Origin of the sequence: Bradyrhizobium sp. sGM-13, assembly GCF_018398875.1 — a bacterium.
Classification (GTDB): Bacteria; Pseudomonadota; Alphaproteobacteria; order Rhizobiales; family Xanthobacteraceae; genus Bradyrhizobium.
The window spans coordinates 74963-93511 of the sequence record NZ_JAGWDK010000014.1; the positions used below are offsets into that span (position 1 = coordinate 74963).

The 18549-nt window shown below is 63.6% G+C and carries 11 protein-coding genes; 9 read left to right on the forward strand and 2 right to left on the reverse strand.

Annotated features, from left to right (window positions below; genetic code table 11):
- Nucleotides 1-206 precede the first annotated feature (206 nt).
- Nucleotides 207-1394 (forward strand): pyridoxal phosphate-dependent aminotransferase, encoded by a 1188-nt coding sequence (locus KJQ96_RS21920; RefSeq protein ID WP_213288612.1) that lies wholly within the window; start codon nucleotides 207-209, stop codon nucleotides 1392-1394.
- A gap of 67 nt (nucleotides 1395-1461) precedes the next feature.
- A complete protein-coding gene (locus tag KJQ96_RS21925; protein WP_375293198.1) occupies nucleotides 1462-2064 on the forward strand; it encodes a biotin transporter BioY in 603 nt (200 codons plus the stop codon).
- Between the two features lie 67 nt (nucleotides 2065-2131).
- On the opposite strand, the gene KJQ96_RS21930 is transcribed toward KJQ96_RS21925, so the two are convergent.
- Nucleotides 2132-5257: an Rne/Rng family ribonuclease gene (locus KJQ96_RS21930; protein ID WP_213288613.1), complete on the reverse strand. Its 3126-nt coding sequence runs from the start codon at nucleotides 5255-5257 to the stop codon at nucleotides 2132-2134.
- A 724-nt stretch (nucleotides 5258-5981) separates the two neighbouring features.
- On the opposite strand from KJQ96_RS21930, the gene KJQ96_RS21935 reads away from it, so the two are divergent.
- The 7 genes from KJQ96_RS21935 to KJQ96_RS21965 all read left to right on the forward strand — a co-directional run bounded on the left by KJQ96_RS21935 (nucleotide 5982) and on the right by KJQ96_RS21965 (nucleotide 16327).
- Nucleotides 5982-7307 (forward strand): N-acetylmuramoyl-L-alanine amidase, encoded by a 1326-nt coding sequence (locus KJQ96_RS21935; RefSeq protein WP_213288614.1) that lies wholly within the window; start codon nucleotides 5982-5984, stop codon nucleotides 7305-7307.
- A gap of 240 nt (nucleotides 7308-7547) precedes the next feature.
- On the forward strand, nucleotides 7548-10058 hold the full coding sequence (locus tag KJQ96_RS21940; protein WP_213288615.1) for a penicillin-binding protein 1A: 2511 nt from the start codon (nucleotides 7548-7550) through the stop codon (nucleotides 10056-10058).
- 203 nt (nucleotides 10059-10261) lie between these two features.
- Nucleotides 10262-12748 (forward strand): penicillin-binding protein 1A, encoded by a 2487-nt coding sequence (locus KJQ96_RS21945; protein ID WP_213288616.1) that lies wholly within the window; start codon nucleotides 10262-10264, stop codon nucleotides 12746-12748.
- 125 nt (nucleotides 12749-12873) lie between these two features.
- Nucleotides 12874-14005 (forward strand): peptide chain release factor 2 gene (gene prfB / locus KJQ96_RS21950; RefSeq protein ID WP_213288617.1). Its coding sequence is split into 2 segments (ribosomal slippage): nucleotides 12874-12942 and nucleotides 12944-14005, totalling 1131 coding nucleotides; the frame shifts between segments, so codons are not numbered across the junction.
- 155 nt (nucleotides 14006-14160) lie between these two features.
- Complete coding sequence (locus KJQ96_RS21955; RefSeq protein WP_213288618.1) at nucleotides 14161-15099, forward strand: DMT family transporter; 939 nt, start codon at nucleotides 14161-14163, stop codon at nucleotides 15097-15099.
- Between the two features lie 53 nt (nucleotides 15100-15152).
- Nucleotides 15153-15836 carry a helix-turn-helix domain-containing protein gene (locus tag KJQ96_RS41770; RefSeq protein WP_213288619.1) on the forward strand — a complete coding sequence of 228 codons (684 nt, stop codon included), beginning with the start codon at nucleotides 15153-15155 and terminating at the stop codon, nucleotides 15834-15836.
- The gene (locus tag KJQ96_RS21965) at nucleotides 15833-16327 is read left to right on the forward strand and encodes a hypothetical protein (RefSeq protein ID WP_213288620.1); all 495 of its coding nucleotides are present in this window, start codon (nucleotides 15833-15835) and stop codon (nucleotides 16325-16327) included. The genes KJQ96_RS41770 and KJQ96_RS21965 overlap by 4 nt, the downstream gene beginning before the upstream one ends.
- A 31-nt stretch (nucleotides 16328-16358) precedes the next feature.
- Here KJQ96_RS21965 and KJQ96_RS21970 read toward each other — a convergent pair whose 3' ends face one another.
- Nucleotides 16359-18527, reverse strand: coding sequence for a carbamoyltransferase C-terminal domain-containing protein (locus KJQ96_RS21970; RefSeq protein ID WP_249734345.1), 2169 nt, complete (start codon nucleotides 18525-18527; stop codon nucleotides 16359-16361).
- Between the last annotated feature and the right edge of the window lie 22 nt (nucleotides 18528-18549).

The following is an 18549-nucleotide window of genomic DNA, read 5'->3' on the forward strand; positions in this document are numbered from 1 at the left end:
GGTGCATCCGGATTTGCCCGGACGCCGGTTCGGTTTCCGATTAGATCAGAAACGGGTCCTAATTTGTTGTTTCAACGCGTTTCTTCACCGAGCCGGTATCACTTCGCTTGAAAACGCTATAACAAGCCACCGAATACGGCCAGTCTGGGGCGCTTACCGGCTCGGGAACCCGAATTCGGACGGCGCCCGTGCAATAGCAGAGATCGATGCTGGAATCGACACTTAGAGACCGCGCGACAGCGTTGCTGACCCCCTCGGCGCGGAGCGACGTTCCGCCCTTCATGGTGATGGACGTGATGGCGGCCGCGGCCCGCATCGAAGCGGCCGGCGGCCATGTCATTCACATGGAAGTGGGGCAACCGGCGGCGCCCGCGCCCAGAACCGCGATCGCGGCCGCGCACGCGGCGCTCGATGAGGCGCGGATCGACTACACCTCCGCACTCGGCATGCCCACGCTGCGCGCGCGGATTGCCAGGCACTACCGCGACACTTACGGCTGCGCTGTCGATACCGACCACATCGTGATCACGACCGGCTCGTCCGGTGGATTCATTCTGGCGTTCCTGTCGATGTTCGAACCGGGGGATCGCGTGGCGGTCACGGTGCCGGGTTATCCGCCCTACCGGCATATTCTGACCGCGCTCGGTTGCGAGCCGGTGCTGATCGAGACCTCGAGCGCGACGCGCCATGCTCTGACGGGAGAGGCGTTGCTGGCGGCGCACCGCAAGGCGCCGCTGAAGGGCGTGCTGGTCGGCAGCCCCGCCAATCCGACGGGAACGATGATGTCGCGCGAAGCGCTCACCGGCCTGATCAACGCGGCAGAAGGTGCGGGCATCCGCTTCATTTCCGACGAGATTTATCATGGGCTCGACTATGCGTTTCCGGCGGTGACGGCGGCGGAGCTTTCGCCGCATGCGCTCGTGATCAATTCGTTCTCGAAGTATTTCTGCATGACCGGCTGGCGGGTCGGCTGGATGGTGGTGCCGGAGTCCCTGGTGCGCCCGATCGAGCGGTTGCAGCAGAACCTGTCGATCTCGGTGCCGACGCTGTCGCAGATCGCGGCCGAAGCGGCATTCGAAGGCCGCGAAGAGATGGAGGCGATCAAGCGCGGTTATCAGGAGAACCGCCGCATCCTGATCGAGGGATTGCCGAAGGCCGGTCTCACCAAGTTCCTGCCGGCCGATGGCGCGTTCTATCTCTACGCCGATGTTTCGGATTTCACGTCCGACAGTTTCGAGTTTGCCGGCCGCATGCTGGAGAAGGCGCATGTGGCGGCGACGCCGGGCGTCGATTTCGATCCAATCCACGGCCGCAGCTTCATTCGCTTTTCCTATGCGCGCTCGGCCGACGAGATGCGCGAAGCGGTGACGCGCATCGCGCGTTGGCTGCGATAATATCTCCAGCCCGTCACACCCCTCATCCGCACCTATAACCAACCGGGAGCTATCCGTGTCCAGAACCATGACTGAAACCGTCGCGCCATCGCATTTCCCGCTCGCCGCGCTGCTGTGGCCGCATCGTGCCGATGGATCGTCGGGCCTGTTGCGCAGCGTGATCCTGGTCGCGCTGGGAACGGCGCTGCTGACCTTGTCGGCGAAGGTCAATCTGCCGTTGCCCTACGTGCCGATGACACTGCAGACGCTGGTCGTGCTGGTGATCGGCGCAGCCTATGGCTGGCGGCTCGGCAGCGCTACCCTCGTAGCTTATCTGGCGGAGGGAGCGATCGGATTTCCGGTATTCGCGGGCCCGGTCGGCGGCCTCGCGCCGTTCGTTGGTCCGACGGCCGGATATCTCTTTGGCTTCGTAGCAGCGGCCTTCGTGACGGGATGGTTGAGCGAGCGTGGCTGGGACCGATCGGTGCTCCGGCTATTCGTGGCGATGGCGTTCGGGCACATTCTCATTCTTGCCGCCGGATTTGGTTGGCTTGCATTCGGCATGAAGCTCGGCTTCGAAAAGGCGTGGCTGGTCGGCATTGTGCCATTCATCGCGGCATCGCTGATCAAGAACGCGCTCGGCGCGGCTCTCGTGCCGGCGATCCGACGGATTTTCGATCCGCGCGGTTAAGCCATCGCACCAGACAACAAAAACCGCCCGGTTTTCGCCGGGCGGTTTTCTTTTTGGGTTCGATTCCTTACTCGCCGCTGCCGAAGCGCCGTGACCACCAGCCTGCCTTGCGTGGCGCGGCTTCGCCTGATGAGGCCGGCGCCGGTTCGGCTGGAGCGGGCGCGGGGTGCGCGACCGGCTCTGGCGCGTTCTGGCTGGCGGCGGGAGCCGGCTCAGTCGGAGCGCTGGTCAAGAAGCTGACTTTCTCGCGCACGGTCGAGCGCCGCCGCGCCGCCGCGCGCTCGGCCTCTTGCCTGGTTTCCTCAGCGGTTGGCGCCGGCGCACTCGCAACCGGCTCCGGCTGGGCATCGGCCGCAGGTTGCATCTCTGCCGGCGGCGAGACCGGTTCGGGCTGGGTGTCGGCCTGCACCAGTGATGGCGCGGGCTCGGACGAGGCGCCCTCGAAATCGGCAACCGCGCTGGTCGCTTCCGGAACTGGCGGCGGCCCGAGTTCATCTGCAATCGACCCGGCAAGACCATCTTCCAGTCCGGTACCGCGCCGGCGGCGTCCGCCGCGACGGCCGCGGCGGCGCGGGCGCCGCTCGCCACTGGCAAGTTGATCGCCACGGCCCGTGCCGGCCTGTTCGTCGCCTTCGTCCTCGTCGGCTTCGCCGTCCTCGGCGATCGCGCCTTCGATTGCCTCGCTTGCGACGCGCATCGCGTCACCGTCCTCGCGCGGGGCGCCGCCACCTTCACGCGGCTCGCCACGGCCGCGCCGACGCCGGCGTCGCTTGCGGCGGTGACCGTCTCCTTCGCCTTCGGCAACCGCTGCCTCGGCGCCATCGTCGGTCAGCCCCTCGGTCTCCTCGGTTTCGATCTCGGATTCGGTCTCGATGTCGAACGCCTCGTCGTCGTCATAGGCTTCCTCGACCTGCGTCGGGAAGGCGGCAGCCTGCGCTGCCAGCAACGCCTTGGCGGCTTCCAGCGTGTGCACCTGCTCGCCGCGGTCGATGACGTATGATTGCTGGCCGCTCACGGTGGCGTCGGCGACGACGGCGAGCGTAACCTTGAAGGCGTTTTCGAGATCGCGCAGGTGGCCGCGCTTGTGGTTGAGCACATAGAGCGCCACGTCGGTGCGGGTGCGCACCACCAGATTGTGGGTCGCGCCCTTCATCAGGATTTCCTCGATGCCGCGCAGCAATTGCAGTGCGACCGAGGAGACCGAGCGCACATGGCCGCTGCCGCCGCATTGCGGGCAGGGCTCGGTCGAGCTTTCCAGCACGCTCGCACGGATGCGCTGGCGCGACATTTCCAGAAGACCAAAATGCGAGATGCGTCCTACCTGGATGCGCGCGCGATCCTGCCGCAGGCAGTCGGAGAGCTTGCGCTCGACCGCGCGGTTATTGCGCTTCTCGTCCATGTCGATGAAGTCGATGACGATCAGGCCGGCGAGGTCGCGCAGACGCAACTGCCGCGCCACTTCCTCGGCCGCCTCGAGATTGGTTTTGAGCGCGGTATCCTCGATGTGATGTTCGCGGGTCGAGCGGCCGGAGTTGACGTCGATCGAAACCAGCGCCTCGGTCTGGTTGATGACGATGTAGCCGCCGGAACGCAACTGCACCGTCGGCGAGAACATCGCGTCCAACTGGCTCTCGACACCCATCCGCGAGAACAGCGGCTGGCCATCGCGATACTGCTTCACCGCCCGCACGTTCGAGGGCATCAGCATCTTCATGAAATCGCGCGCCTCGTGGTATCCGGACTCGCCGGCGACCTGGATCTCGTCGATTTCCTTGTTGTAGAGGTCGCGCAGTGAGCGCTTGATCAGCGAGCCTTCCTCGTAGACGAGGGTGGGGGCCTGCGACTTCAGCGTCATGTCGCGCACGGTCTCCCACATCCGGATCAGATATTCGAAGTCGCGCTTGATCTCGGGCTTGGTCCGCGAGGCGCCGGCGGTGCGCAGGATGATCCCCATGCCCTCGGGCACGTCGAGGTCCTGCACCACTTCCTTCAGCCGCGAACGGTCCTGGGCAGAGGTGATCTTGCGGCTGATGCCGCCGCCGCGGGCGGTGTTGGGCATCAGGACGGCATAGCGGCCGGCCAGCGAGAGGTAGGTCGTCAACGCCGCGCCCTTGTTGCCGCGCTCTTCCTTGACGACCTGAACCAACATCACCTGGCGGCGCTTGATGACTTCCTGAATCTTGTACTGGCGGCGTGGCCGGAACGGGCGCTCCGGAACTTCCTCCAGCACGTCGTCGCCACCGACGGATTCGACGACTTCCTCTTCGGCGTCCTCGCCATCGTCCTCATCGTCATGGCCATCGTCGGCTTCCAGAGCCGCGGCGGGTTCATCGGGAGGCGGAGTATAATCGCCGACGTGCTCGACGTGCGGCACGTCGTCGGCATGGGCGGCGTTTTCCTGCGCGCGCTCCTCGTCATGACGGTCGTCATGGCCGTCCTCGGCCTGCACCTCGGCAGGTTCGACCGAAGCAAGGGCAGGCGCATCAGATTGTACCTCCGCGGCCGGCGCTTCGCTCGCGGCGCGCGCCTGTTCGGGCTCGTCGTGATCATGTGCGGGGCGGTCGCCATCATGCGCCCGCTCGTCACCATGCGCCTCCTGGTCGTGCGCATCGCGATCGTGAGAAGCCGCTTCGGCGTGATGTTCGGCGTCGTGGTGTTCAGTGTCCTGCGCCGGCGTATCGCCGGCCTGCACGGCCTCAGGCTCGTGCGGATGTTCTTGAAAATCCTGATCTTGAAAGCCTTCCTGGCGCTCATAGGGCTGGGCGGCCTGCGAGGGATCCTCGCTAGTACCCTCGACCAGGTCACTCTGGACGCGGTCGCCATGGCCGCGGCGGCGCGCATTGCGGTGGCGCGAGCGGCGGCGGTGGGTGGAGCGGTTCTCGCTCTCTTCCTCGGCCTCGCGATGGGCGCGTTCGTCGGCCTCGATCAGCGCCTGACGGTCGGCGACCGGGATCTGGTAGTAGTCCGGATGAATTTCGCTGAACGCCAGGAAGCCATGGCGGTTGCCGCCATATTCGATGAACGCCGCCTGCAGCGACGGTTCTACGCGCGTGACCTTGGCGAGATAAATATTGCCGCGGAGTTGCTTACGTTGGGCGGTCTCGAAATCAAACTCTTCGACGCGGTTGCCGCGGACCACAACGACCCGGGTCTCTTCCGGGTGGGTGGCGTCGATCAACATCTTGTTGGGCATTTTGGAACTCTTGACGGGGGCGGGCGCGGTGCATGGCGCGCGCAAATTGCGCGGCCCGGTGACGCGACGGTCCACCTGATTCGGGGGTGAGGGGAAGGCCAAAACGCACTTCTTGGCGCCGCGCCGAACGGGGGCCCACCAGAGCGATGTGACGCGCGAAGCTTCCGCCTCGCGTCGGCGCGATCGTTCCGTGGATCTTGGTCGGCAACACAGTCTGGCGCATCAAGCGTCGGCCCGTCTGAACATGTTGGCGGAAGGGATACCGCCGTATTTATCGCTGAAGGCCCGGTTCGGCGCCTAGACGCCCGCCGGCCATCGCATATCGGACCGATAGGGTCCGGATAATCAGTTTTGCCGTGTCTTAAACCGCCCCTGGAAAAAGGACCTGGGACCGGACGCCGCTCGGGCTCGAAACCGCCGCCTCCGTGTCAGCCGCGCGCGGCGCTGGCTGTGGAGGGATCGGGAAAGACGCAGGTTCCTCCGGGCTTCGGAGGTTCCGGCGCTGCACCGGGAGGCTGAACGCGACACAACCGGGAGTATTAGCCGTCAGCACCTCGTACATACGTGGATCAGGGGCTCCGTGCAAGGGAAGCGCAAGGGAACCCGCCGCCGGGCGTCGCTGCACGGCAACACCTGCTGTTTTTTCGGTGGTTAAACGTTAAGGTCCGATTAACCCTGTGGTTCTAATGCGGTAAGGGAAGGCTCCTCCGGAGGCACCGAATCGTTGGCGAGCCGCGCAAATCACTTTGTTTTGCTGGGATGTGGGCTATTGTGCGCCGCAGCATTGCTGTGCCCCCAGATGATTGGCTCCTGCGCGGCCCAGGGGGGAGCGTCTCAACCACCGGCTTCTGTCGCCGCCGTCCCCGGCCCGGCAGCCGTATCGAATTTCCCGATCGCGTCTGATGCCCGGCTGGCTGGCGATGCCAGGCAGACCCGTTTCATCCTCGATCTGGACAAGCCGGTGCAGTTTCGCGCCTTCGCGCTGGCGGACCCCTATCGCGTGGTCGTCGATTTTCCCCAGATCAGCTTCAATCTTCCCGCTGGGATCGGAGCCGGAGGACGGGGGCTGGTCAAGGCGTTCCGTTATGGTCTCGTCATGCCGGGTGGATCACGGATCGTGTTCGACCTGACGGGGCCGGCCAAGATCGCCAAATCCTACATACTGGAAGCGGCCAACGGCCAACCGCCGCGGCTGGTGCTCGAATTCGAACAGTTGGATCGCACCGCCTTTGTCCAGTCGCTGCCGCCGGAAAGCCGTCCCGAGCTGCGGCCCGCGATCGCCGAGGCCAACGCCGCCCAACCGGATTCGTCAATCGCCCAGCCGCCGCAAGCACCCGACAAGCGGCCGGTGATCGTGATCGATCCCGGTCATGGCGGTGTCGACAACGGTACCCAGGCCGGCGGCGGCGATATCATGGAAAAGAACTTGGTGCTGACGTTCGGCCTGGCGCTGCGCGACCGGATCGAGAAATCGGGCAAGTATCGCGTCGTCATGACCCGGACGGACGACACTTTCATACCGCTTGGCGACCGCGTGAAGGTCGCACGCAACGAGGCGGCGGCACTGTTCGTCTCGATCCATGCCGACGCTTTGCCACGCGGCGAGGGCGACGCCCATGGCGCCACCATCTACACGCTTTCAGATAAGGCCACCGACTCCGAGGCCGAGCGGCTGGCCGATATCGAAAATAGGTCGGACGCGATTGGCGGAGTAAGCCTCGTCGACGAGCCGACCGAAGTCGCCGACATCCTGATCGACCTGGTGCAGCGGGAGACCAAAACCTTTTCAAACCGGTTTGCACGGATTCTGATGAGTGAAATGAAGAATACCGTGCGGATGCACAAGCACCCGCTCAAATCGGCCGGTTTCCGGGTTCTGAAGGCCCCGGACGTGCCGTCGGTGCTGGTCGAGCTCGGTTATGTCTCGAACAAGGGCGACCTCGAACTTCTGGTATCGGAAAACTGGCGGAACAAGACGGTCGGCGCGATGGCGCAGGCAATTGATGCGTTTCTGGCCAAACGGCTGGCAACTGCCGGACCGGCCAAGTGAAAAGCCCGGTACGCGTGGCGTAAGGGTGGATTGAAAAGGGGCCGTCCGACGGACCAAGCCCTAGTTTGGCCACAGCGGCAACGGTATAGAAAACGGACTGCTGGTCTTTGGAATCGGTCAATATTGTCCGCCGGACCTTATTATTGTTCGACCGCGTAACGGCAACCCGCCCGGCGGGATTGCCGTATCAGGATAGGCGCTGCAGATGACGGCGCGCAGGGTTGGAACGGAACTTCGATAATGCGCTTGCTGGTCCGGTTTTTGGGTTTCCTGTTTGCGGCCGGCACCGTGGTGTTCCTGGTCGGCGTGGCAGGCGTCGCGGGCGCGATCTGGCATTTCTCCAAGGACTTGCCCGACTATTCGCAGCTTCAGGATTACGAGCCGCCAGTGATGACGCGCGTGCACGCGTCTGACGGTGCGTTGCTCGGCGAATATTCCAAGGAGCGCCGGCTCTATCTGCCGATTCAGGCGGTGCCAAAACTCGTCATCAACGCGTTCCTCGCGGCCGAGGACAAGAATTTTTACGAGCATGGCGGCATCGACTTCACCGGCATGGCGCGCGCGGCCGTGCTCTACGCGCAGAATTTCGGCTCCAACAAGCGTCCGCAAGGTGCGTCGACGATCACCCAGCAGGTCGCAAAAAACTTCCTTCTGACCAACGAGGTCTCCTTCACCCGCAAGATCAAGGAAGCCCTGCTGGCGATGCGCATCGAGCGCGCCTATTCCAAGGACCGCATCCTCGAGCTCTATCTCAATGAGATCTATCTCGGTCTCGGCGCCTACGGCATCGCGGCGGCGTCGCTGGTCTATTTCGACAAATCGGTGAACGAGCTCACCATCGCGGAAGCCTCCTATCTGGCGGCGCTGCCGAAGGCGCCCGCCGCGCTGCACCCGGTGCGTAACCGCGATCGCGCGGTGGAGCGGCGCAACTACGTGGTCGATCGTCTGGTAGAAAACGGCTGGATCAAGCAGGCCGATGCCGACAAGGCCCGCAAGGAACAGCTCAACGTCACCACCAGCCGCGGCAACGGCGCGCATACCTTCGCCGGCGAATATTTCGCCGAGGAAGTCCGGCGCGACATTTTCGAGCGCTACGGCGAAAAGAAGCTGTACGAAGGCGGCCTCTCGGTCCGCGCCACGCTCGATCCGAAAATGCAGGTGATGGCGCGCAAGACCATGGTCGCCGGGCTCGTCAGATATGACGAAGCCAGCGGCTGGCGCGGCGCGCCCTCCAAACTCGATATTTCCGGCGATTGGGGCGTGAAACTCGCCGACGTCAAATCGCTCTCTGATATCTCGCCCTGGCGTATGGCCGTGGTGCTGGAGACATCCGACCAGTCGGCGCGGATCGGTTTCCAACCGGGCCGCGAACTTGGTGGCGCCGTCAGCAAGCAGCGGCAGACCGGCATCATAACGCTCGACGGCGTGCGCTGGGCCAAGGCTGCATCCGGACCCGCCAAGGGCAGGACGCCGAGCTCCGTGGCGCAGGTGTTGTCGCCGGGCGACGTGATCTATGCCGACCCGCTGTTCGACAAGGAGGGCAAGCCGGTCGAAGGCCAATACCGGCTGCGCCAGTTGCCGGAAGTGTCCGGCGCGTTGGTCGCCATGGATCCGTGGACCGGCCGCGTGCTGGCGATGGTGGGCGGCTTCTCGTTCGACCAGAGCCAGTTCAACCGCGCGACACAAGCCTATCGACAGCCGGGTTCGTCGTTCAAGCCGCTGGTCTACTCGGCGGCAATGGACAATGGCTATACGCCGTCGACCGTCGTGGTCGACGCGCCCATTGAAATCGACCAGGGGCAGGGCGCCGGCGTGTGGCGTCCGGAAAACTATTCGTCCGGCAAATACGGCGGGCCGACGACGCTGCGCAACGCGCTCCGGCAGTCGCTGAATACGGTGACCGTGCGGCTCGCGCAGGACATCGGCATGCCCTTGATCGGCGAATATTCGCGGCGCTTCGGCGTCTATGACGAACTGCCGAATTACCTGTCCTATGCGCTCGGCGCGGGTGAAACCACGGTCATGCGCATGGTCACGGCCTATTCCATGTTCGCCAATGGCGGCCGTCGTGTGAAGCCGACCCTGATCGATCGCATCCAGGACCGCTACGGCCGCACGATCTTTAAGCATGACGCCCGCGAATGCCGCGGCTGCGACGCGCCGAGCGGCTGGAAGAACCAAGCCGAGCCGCAACTGGTGGATCGCCGCGAACAGGTGCTGGATCCGATGACGGCCTACCAGATCACCTCGATGATGGAATATGTCGTGCAGGCCGGCACCGCGACGGTGGTCAAGGAAGTCGGCAAGCCCATTGCCGGCAAGACCGGCACCACCAACGATGAAAAAGACGCGTGGTTCATCGGCTTTTCGCCGGACCTTGTGGTCGGCATCTATGTCGGCTTCGACAAGCCGCGCAATCTCGGCCGCGGTATGACCGGCGGTCATCTCGCCGCGCCGATCGCTAAGGATTTCCTCAAGCTCGCGCTTGCCGACAAGCCGGCGGTCCCGTTCAAGGTGCCCGCGGGCATCAAGCTGGTTCGCGTCGATGCCAAGAGCGGCATGCGCGTCGGTCCGGGCGAGGGCGGCCGCACCATCCTCGAAGCGTTCAAGCCGGGTACCGCGCCGCCGGACAATTACTCGGTTATCGGTGTTGCCGACATGGACGGCCGGGCGCCGCAGGGATACCCGCAAGGCTACCAGCCTGATAATGCGGGCAACATCATGCGGCCCGGCACCGGCGGGCTTTATTGATCCGGGCGAATCGTCCGCAATCTCAAGATGTATCCTTGGACATTGCGTGATACACGCCTGGACCCGGGCGGGTCCCGATCGTTGGTATCGCGGTAGAGCGAAGTGCCCGAGGTCGAGATAGGCGTCCGAAGGATAGCGCAAAGCCTTCGCACGAGGGCAAACGCTGACTGTCGCGGCGCAAGGGTTGGAATGGAATTTCGGTAATGCGCTTGCTGGTGCGGTTTGTGGGTTTTCTGTTTACTGCCGGCACCGTGGTGTTTCTGGTCGGTGTCGCAGGCGTTGCAGGCGCAATCTGGCATTTCTCCAAGGACTTGCCCGATTATTCGCAGCTTCAGGATTACGAGCCACCGGTGATGACGCGCATCCATGCGTCGGACGGCGCGCTGCTCGGCGAATACGCCAAGGAACGGCGTCTCTATTTGCCGATCCAGGCGATGCCTAAACTCGTCACCAACGCTTTCCTCGCAGCCGAGGACAAGAATTTTTACGAGCATGGCGGCATGGACTTCACCGGCATGGCGCGCGCGGCCGTGGCGTATGTGCAGAATTTCGGCTCCAACAAGCGTCCGCAGGGAGCGTCGACGATCACCCAGCAGGTCGCGAAGAACTTTCTTCTGACCAACGAGGTCTCCTTCACCCGCAAGATTAAGGAAGCCCTGCTGGCGATGCGCATCGAGCGGGCGTATTCGAAGGATCGCATCCTCGAGCTCTATCTCAACGAAATCTATCTCGGCCTCGGCGCCTACGGCATCGCAGCGGCGTCGCTGGTCTATTTCGACAAATCAGTGAATGAGCTGACGGTGGCAGAAGCCGCGTATCTTGCAGCGCTTCCGAAGGCGCCGGGCACGTTGCATCCGGTGCGCAACCGCGACCGGTCGATCGAGCGGCGCAACTATGTGATCGATCGCCTCTTGGAAAACGGCTGGATCAAGCAGGCCGACGCCGACAAGGCTCGCAAGGAGCCGCTGGTCGTGGCCAGCCGGTCCAACGCCGCGCATACTTTTGCTGGCGAATATTTTGCCGAGGAAGTCCGGCGCGACATCTTCGAGCGCTACGGCGAAAAGAAACTCTATGAAGGCGGGCTCTCGGTCCGCGCTACGCTGGATCCGAAGCTGCAGGTGATGGCGCGCAAAGCGATGGCCGCCGGTCTCGTGAACTTCGACGAGGCCCAGGGTTGGCGCGGTCCTGTGAGCAAGCTCGACATCTCCGGCGACTGGGGCGTGAAACTCGCCGACGTCAAATCGCTCTCTGACATCTCGCCCTGGCGGATGGCCGTGGTGCTGGAGACGTCCGATCAGTCGGCGCGGATCGGTTTCCAGCCCGGCCGCGAACTGGGAGGCGCGATTTCCAAGGACCGGCAAACCGGCCTCATCATGCTGGAAGGTGTCAGATGGACGAGACCGGCTTCTATGCCGGCGCGCGGCAAGGCGCTGAGTTCGGTCTCGCAAATTTTGTCGCCAGGCGACGTAATTTACGCCGATCCGCTGATCAAGGACGGTAACCCGGTCGAAGGCCAGTATCGCCTGCGGCAACTGCCTGAAGTGTCCGGCGCCATGGTCGCGATGGATCCGTGGACCGGGCGCGTGCTCGCGATGGTGGGTGGCTTCTCGTTCGACCAAAGCCAGTTCAATCGCGCGACGCAGGCCTATCGGCAGCCGGGATCAACGTTCAAGCCGCTGGTCTATTCGGCGGCGATGGACAATGGGTACACGCCATCGACCATCATGGTCGACGGGCCGATCGAGATCGATCAGGGGCCTGGCGCCGGCGTCTGGCGTCCCGAGAATTTTTCAGTTGGCAGCTACCGGGGTCCCATTACCCTCCGTGAAGCCCTCAAATGGTCGGTCAACACCGTGACGGTGCGGCTGGCGCAGGACGTCGGCATGCCCTTGATCGGCGAATATGCCAAGCGCTTCGGCGTCTATGATGAATTGCCGAACTATCTTTCCTATTCGCTCGGCGCCGGTGAAACCACAGTGATGCGGATGGTCACGGCCTATTCGATGCTCGCCAATGGCGGCCGTCGCGTGAAGCCGACCTTGATCGACCGCATCCAGGACCGTTATGGCCGCACCATCTTCAAGCATGACGCGCGCGAGTGCCGCGGCTGCGATGCGCCCGGCGGCTGGAAAAACCAACCCGAGCCCCAGCTCGTCGATCGTCGGGAGCTGGTGCTCGATCCGATGACGGCCTACCAGATCACCTCGATGATGGAAGGGGTGGTGCAGGGCGGCACAGCATCGGTGCTGCGGCAGGTGGGCAAGCCGATCGCCGGTAAAACCGGCACCACCTCTGACGGAAAAGACGTCTGGTTCATCGGCTTTTCGCCTGATCTCGTCGTCGGTCTCTATCTCGGCTATGACAAGCCCCGCAGTCTGGGCAGAGCCGCGCAAGGCGGCCATACCGCAGCTCCGATCGTCAAGGATTTCATGAAGCTCGCGCTCGCCGACAAGCCGGCGACCCCCTTCAAGGTGCCGCCCGGCATCAGGCTGGTGCGCGTCGACGCCAAGAGCGGGATGCGTCCCAACCCGGGCGAGGGCGGCCGCACCATCCTGGAAGCGTTCAAGCCGGGCACCGCGCCGCCGGACAATTACGCCGTTGTCGGCGTGGTCGACGACGGAGGGGTGCCGATGCAGCCGGGAATCCCGCCTGACGCCACCAATGTCATGCGCCCGGGCGGGCTGTATTAGCCCGCCGGCATCAAACAAAACCGGGTTCACCGGCCTGAGCCGATTGCGCTTTGCGGCGTACGCCGCTACATCCGGCCCGTTGAACATCTATCCAGTAGCGGTTCCATCCACAGACAGAAGAGACCATGCGCGCCGAAGTCGAACGCCTTGTTGAAGAGATCAAGCAGTCAGTCGGGCTGCTGAGGAGGCATCTTTGACGTCGAGAAATCGACGGCACGGCTGGCCGAGCTGAACAAGCTCGCCGAAGATCCCAACCTCTGGAACGATCCCCAGAAAGCCCAGAAGCTAATGCAGGAGCGCACCTCGCTGGTGGATGCGCTCGAGGGCATCGGCAAGGTCGAGCGCGACCTCGACGACAATGTCGAGATGATTGCGCTCGGCGAGGCCGAGAACGATGAAGGCGTAGTCGTCGAGGCCGAGAACGCGCTAAAAGCCCTGAAGAAAGAGGTCGCCCGCCGCGAATTGGAAGCGCTGCTGTCCGGCGAGGCCGACAAGTTCGATTCCTATCTGGAAGTGCATGCCGGCGCCGGCGGCACCGAAAGCCAGGACTGGGCCGCGATGCTCCTGCGCATGTACACGCGCTGGGCCGAAAACCACGGCTTCAAGATCGAGTATCTGGAAGAAACGTTAGGTGAAGAGGCCGGCCTCAAATCCGCGACCATCCAGATCAGCGGGCACAATGCCTATGGCTGGCTGAAGACCGAAGCGGGCGTGCACCGCCTGGTGCGGATCTCGCCGTTCGATTCCAACGCGCGCCGGCACACCTCGTTTTCTTCCGTGGCGATCTTTCCGGTCGTCGACGACAGCATCAAGATCGACATCAAGGAATCCGACGTACGCACCGACACCATGCGCTCGGGCGGCGCCGGCGGCCAGCACGTCAACAAGACCGAATCCGCGGTGCGCCTGACGCATATTCCGACCGGCGTCGCGGTGGTCTGCCAAGCCGGCCGCTCGCAGCACAAGAATCGCGCCCAGGCCTGGGACATGCTCCGCGCGCGGCTCTACGAAATCGAACTGAAGAAGCGCGAGGAACAGGCCGCCGCCGATCAGGCCGCCAAAACCGATATCGGCTGGGGTCACCAGATCCGCTCCTACGTCCTGCAGCCCTACCAGATGGTGAAGGACCTGCGCACCGGCGTGCAGACCTCGGATACGTCAGGCGTGCTCGACGGCGACCTCGACGAGTTCATGGCGGCGACGCTGGCGCAGCGCGCGTTCGGCACCGCACCCGGCCAGGTCGAGGACGTGGACTAATCCATGACCAACGTCGGAACGCGAAGGTAAACGCGCCCGACGATGACGAAGATGATCGAGATCGTATCGCGGCCGAAATAATCTTCGGAAATCGGGTGGACCGCGACGTGCGTCCGGTTCTAGCTGGCTGCGCGATTTCACCAGGTTCTTACCAGATGACAGTCAGCGACGGCCGGATCGATGCGCGCGACTGGGCGTTGCTCGCCGCATTGTCGGTGCTGTGGGGCGGGTCGTTCTTCTTCAACGGCGTGGTGCTACGCGAGCTGCCGCCGTTCACGCTCGTGCTGTTGCGTGTGCTGCTGGCCGCCATGATCCTGCTGCCCGTGCTTTGCGCGCAGCGACTGCCGTTTCCGAAGGGATGGAAGGGCTGGCGGCCGTTCTTCCTCGTCGCCTTGTTCAACAATGTGCTGCCGTTCTCGCTGATCGTCACCGGACAGATGTACATCCCGAGCGGGCTGGCTTCGATACTCAATGCTACCACGCCGCTGTTCACGGTGGCGGTGATGGCGGCGACGGGCGAGGAGAAGCTCATCATCAGGCGTGTGGTCGGCGTGATCACAGGCCTTGTCGGCGTCGTGATCCTTCGCGGCAGCGGATTAGGCTTTGCCAGCGGGCAGGGGCTCGGCGTTCTACTGTGTCTCGTGGCGGCGCTGAGCTACGGCATCTCCGCGCTGATAGCGCGGCGCGCGCTATCAGATGCACCGCCGCTTTCCACCGCCACGTTTCAATTGATGGCATCGAGCCTGATGATGACTGTCGTCGCCGGCATTTTCGAGCGGCCGTGGCAATTGCCAATGCCTGATACGGTGACATGGTTCGCGGTGCTCGGTCTTGCCGGCTTGTCCACGGCGCTGGCCTATATCGTTTTCTTCCAGGTGCTGCGGCGTTCCGGCGCCACCAACGTCATGCTGGTGACGCTGCTTGTGCCTGTTACAGCGATCCTGCTCGGCTCGCTCGTACTCGGCGAGCCGATTTCGCCGCGCGAGATCGCGGGCGCACTGGTGATCGGCAGCGCGTTGTTGTTGATCGACGGCCGCGTGCTGAAGTTTCTCGAACGTTTAGTTGGCTTCCCCAGGCGGCGCGAGCCAACTTGACTTTTGCCTATATAGCAATACGATTTGCCAAATAGGCAAACAGGAGTGTCAGCGTGGTTTCGGCAGAAGCCGGCCGGCGCGCCCGCGAGGCGGCGCGCCTTGCCGCAATCGGATCTGTCATTCGGAGGGCCCGTTCGGCGCGCGATTTGACGCTCGATGACCTCGCCGGAATGGTCGGTCTGTCAGTGACATTTCTCTCGCGGATCGAGCGCGGACTCATCGCGTGCTCGATCGGCAATCTCTTGGAAATTGCCGGCGTCCTTCAGTTGCCGCCGGCAGAGCTATTTGCCGACATCGAAGGAGAGGACCGGACGCGCGCGTATCGCGTGGTGCGGTCGATCGATGCCGCTCCATCGAAGGGCGCTGATGCAGATTATGCCTGGCGCAAACTCGCTTCGGGCGTGGGCGAGCAGCGGCTGGAAAGTTTCCTGCTCGAATTGTCGGCAAAACCGCGCAAGCCGACGCTGGTCGCGCATCCCGGCGAAGAAATGTGCTTCGTCCTCGAAGGCAGCGTCGAATTTCAGGTGGGCGACGAAACCATCGCACTGGAGCGCGGCGATTCCATTCATTTGCGCTCAGACGTACCGCATATGGCGTGGGCGCGGGAGTCCGGCAGTGCGCGCCTGCTCATGGTCACATCAATCGAAAATCAGTCGGCCATCGCGGTTGAGTGGTGGAGCAATATTGCGGGCAGGAAAAGCGAACGAGAAAGCACGGCAAAACGGAGAGAAAAATGAGTGCTGTCAGCAAGGAGATTCCCGACACGGCGGCCGCAAATGCGGAATTGACGACCGCGCGCGAAGCGTCGCGAAAGGATCACAAGCCCTACGAGACGCGTCATTTCAACGAAGTTGAATGGGAGACGATCCGGTGGCCGGGCGAGACAGGCAAAATGCTTTTTCATCCGCGACCGGAACGCCCGACCGAACCGAACGCGGGAATTCTGCGGCTTGAACCCGGCGCCTATCATCCCGAGCGCTATCATGGCTTCGCGCAGGTCTGGCATATCCTGAAAGGCGAGTTTTCAATCGACGGAACGCTGCATGCTCCGGGAACGGTGTTGTTCCATCCCGACCCCCACTTTGAGGGTGAATTCCGCACCGAAACGGGCGGGGAGATATTCATCGTCCAGTATCCTGGTCCGACAACCGGTAAGCGGCCGATCTATAGCGGCCGGTTCAACATGGCGGAACGCAAGGCGGTTGCGGGCGAACGCGTCGATCTCTGAACCGGCGGATCATCCGATCTGAAGAAGCGAATTATCGCGCAGGCTGGCTGGAAGCTGATGTCTTCTTCCAGTCGGCAATCCAGTTTCTGAACCTTCCGTTGTCGCGCTCGCCGCCGTGCCAGGCTGCGGTGACTGTGCCGTCACCGGCCACGAGAACCACGACATCGAGCCCCTTGGAACGGCGCAGCGTATCGATCGCTTGCTGCGGCGTCTGCGCGATGGGGCCTGCGACATTGAAGGAGGTGTTGACGGACAGCTCGACGCCGATGTGGCGGCCGAGCGCCCTTAAGTAGGCATGGGTGAGGGGATCGTCGCCGGCGCGCACGATCTGGATGCGGCCGGTGCCGTCGGCGTGGATGACCGCCGGGATTTTTTCGCGCGCATGCGGCTTCGAATGCGCCGTCAGCACCATGTAATTATAGGCGTTGTAATCGGCAGCCGCGGCGCCGGGCAGCAGTTCGAAATATTCTTTGGCAGCCGCCAGCGTTGCCATCGGCGCTAGCGGGCGAATGGCCTCGCGGTATTTGACGCGCGCGTTGAGTAGCTCGCGCACCGCCGGGTCGCAAGGATTGGCGAGGATCGAGCGATGGCCGAGCGCACGGGGACCGGTCTCGGCTGCGCCCTGATACAGCGCGATCACGCCGTTTTGGGCGACCATCAACGCCATCAGGTCGGCGATCGCTTCAAGCCCTTCAGGCGTCGAGATATCGCCGATCTTGTGCGAGGCGATGTCGTCGGCCGCAACGGCGTGGACGATGTCGCCCTGCGAGGGCGGCGTGCCGCAATAGAAAGCATGCGTCATCGGCGCGCCGCGCGGAGCGCCGGCCAGGTGCGCGAACAGCCAGGCAGCGCCGATGGTGACGCCGGGGTCGCCCGGCACTGGCGGCACCCACAGATGCAGCCGCACATTGCGCCGCTGCGCCTCGGCGAACCACCCTTCATTGAAATGTTCGAGCAGCCGCATATTGCCGACCGCGTTCAGCGCGACGCCGCCGGTCAGCACCAGCCGGTTGGCCCCCGTCGTGCGCAACAAATGATCGACGACGTGGATCATGGCGTCCTCGAACACCAGTTGCGTCGCGGCTGCCTTGTCGAGACGGTCTTTGGTATCGGGACGGTGGTGGATGTCCTCGACACGCAGCACCGCATCCGGATTCCAGAGCTGGTCCGGCTTAAGCGGTTCGCCGAGAATTTTGGTGAGTGCTTCCTTGTAGGGATGGTCGAAGGGGTCGCAATACCAGTTGGCCAGCGCGCGATTGAGCCTGATATCGCCGTTCGCCCCAAAATGCAGAACGTCGCGCAGCCGCGCATAATAAGGATTGCTGCCGCGGTCCATATCGCCCCAGGCGGCAGCGCCCATGTAGCGGCCCTCGCTGGACAGCCAGGTCCAGCCGCCCTGTGTCGACGAGATCACGCTATAGAATGCGCCGAGTGAATCGAACATGCTGTCGTTGCAGTAGAGCCGGCGCATTGCGCCGTTCTCGACTACATAGAGCGAGATCGAGCCTTGGTCGCCGGTGCCGTCGAGCACCGCAATCGCGGTTGGCGCGCCATCGTCGGCGAATGGCGAGGCAGCGTAGGAAAACCATGCATGGTTGTCGTGATGCGGCAGGCAGATCAACGGCACGCGCTCGGCGAGCCCGAGCTGGCGGGCGAGGATTTTTGGCGTCCGCGTCATCTGGTCGAGGCGGCGGCCGTCGAAGCCTGCGGCCTCGGTGGTGCGCAGGAGTTTTATGCTCTGCGGCAATTCCTCGAGCACCGAGCGCGCCAGTGTGCCGGCGAGCGTCGGGTAATCCCAACTCGTGAGCCAGGCATCGATGTCGCCGATATCGCGGCCCCTGCCGCGCAGCGTCGCCACCGCCGCGTCGATCGACAGCCTCGGATATTCGGTGGTGTGCTTGTTGCCGGAAAAGCGTTCTTCCTCGTTGTTGACGATCAGCCGTGGCCCATCCGCCTGTGTCACTTCGACCAGCGCCAGACCTGAATTATGCGTGCCGGGCGCGCCGAGACCTGCGAGATACACTGTTTCGCCCCGCGCGAGTTTGTCGCGAACGTCTGCGATCCGCGCATCGGCGAATTCAGAGCCGAGCTGATGAAATCCCGCAGCACCCATGGTCTTTGCAGCGAGCCAGCGCGCAAAACGAAATCCACCCGCCGCGAGTTTTGGGTGTCGCGGACCAATTCGTGTGTTCGGTTTCAAGCCTTAGTCCAACCTCTGGGCC

Bases quoted from the DNA above. Each gene is read 5' to 3' on its own strand.
- KJQ96_RS21965 (WP_213288620.1), top strand. From the start codon at position 15,833: ATGAGTGCTGTCAGCAAGGAGATTCCCGACACGGCGGCCGCAAATGCG.
- KJQ96_RS21955 (WP_213288618.1), top strand. From the start codon at position 14,161: ATGACAGTCAGCGACGGCCGGATCGATGCGCGCGACTGGGCGTTGCTC.
- KJQ96_RS21925 (WP_375293198.1), top strand. From the start codon at position 1,462: ATGACTGAAACCGTCGCGCCATCGCATTTCCCGCTCGCCGCGCTGCTG.
- KJQ96_RS21945 (WP_213288616.1), top strand. From the start codon at position 10,262: ATGCGCTTGCTGGTGCGGTTTGTGGGTTTTCTGTTTACTGCCGGCACC.
- KJQ96_RS21930 (WP_213288613.1), bottom strand. From the start codon at position 5,257: ATGCCCAACAAGATGTTGATCGACGCCACCCACCCGGAAGAGACCCGG.
- KJQ96_RS21940 (WP_213288615.1), top strand. From the start codon at position 7,548: ATGCGCTTGCTGGTCCGGTTTTTGGGTTTCCTGTTTGCGGCCGGCACC.
- KJQ96_RS21920 (WP_213288612.1), top strand. From the start codon at position 207: ATGCTGGAATCGACACTTAGAGACCGCGCGACAGCGTTGCTGACCCCC.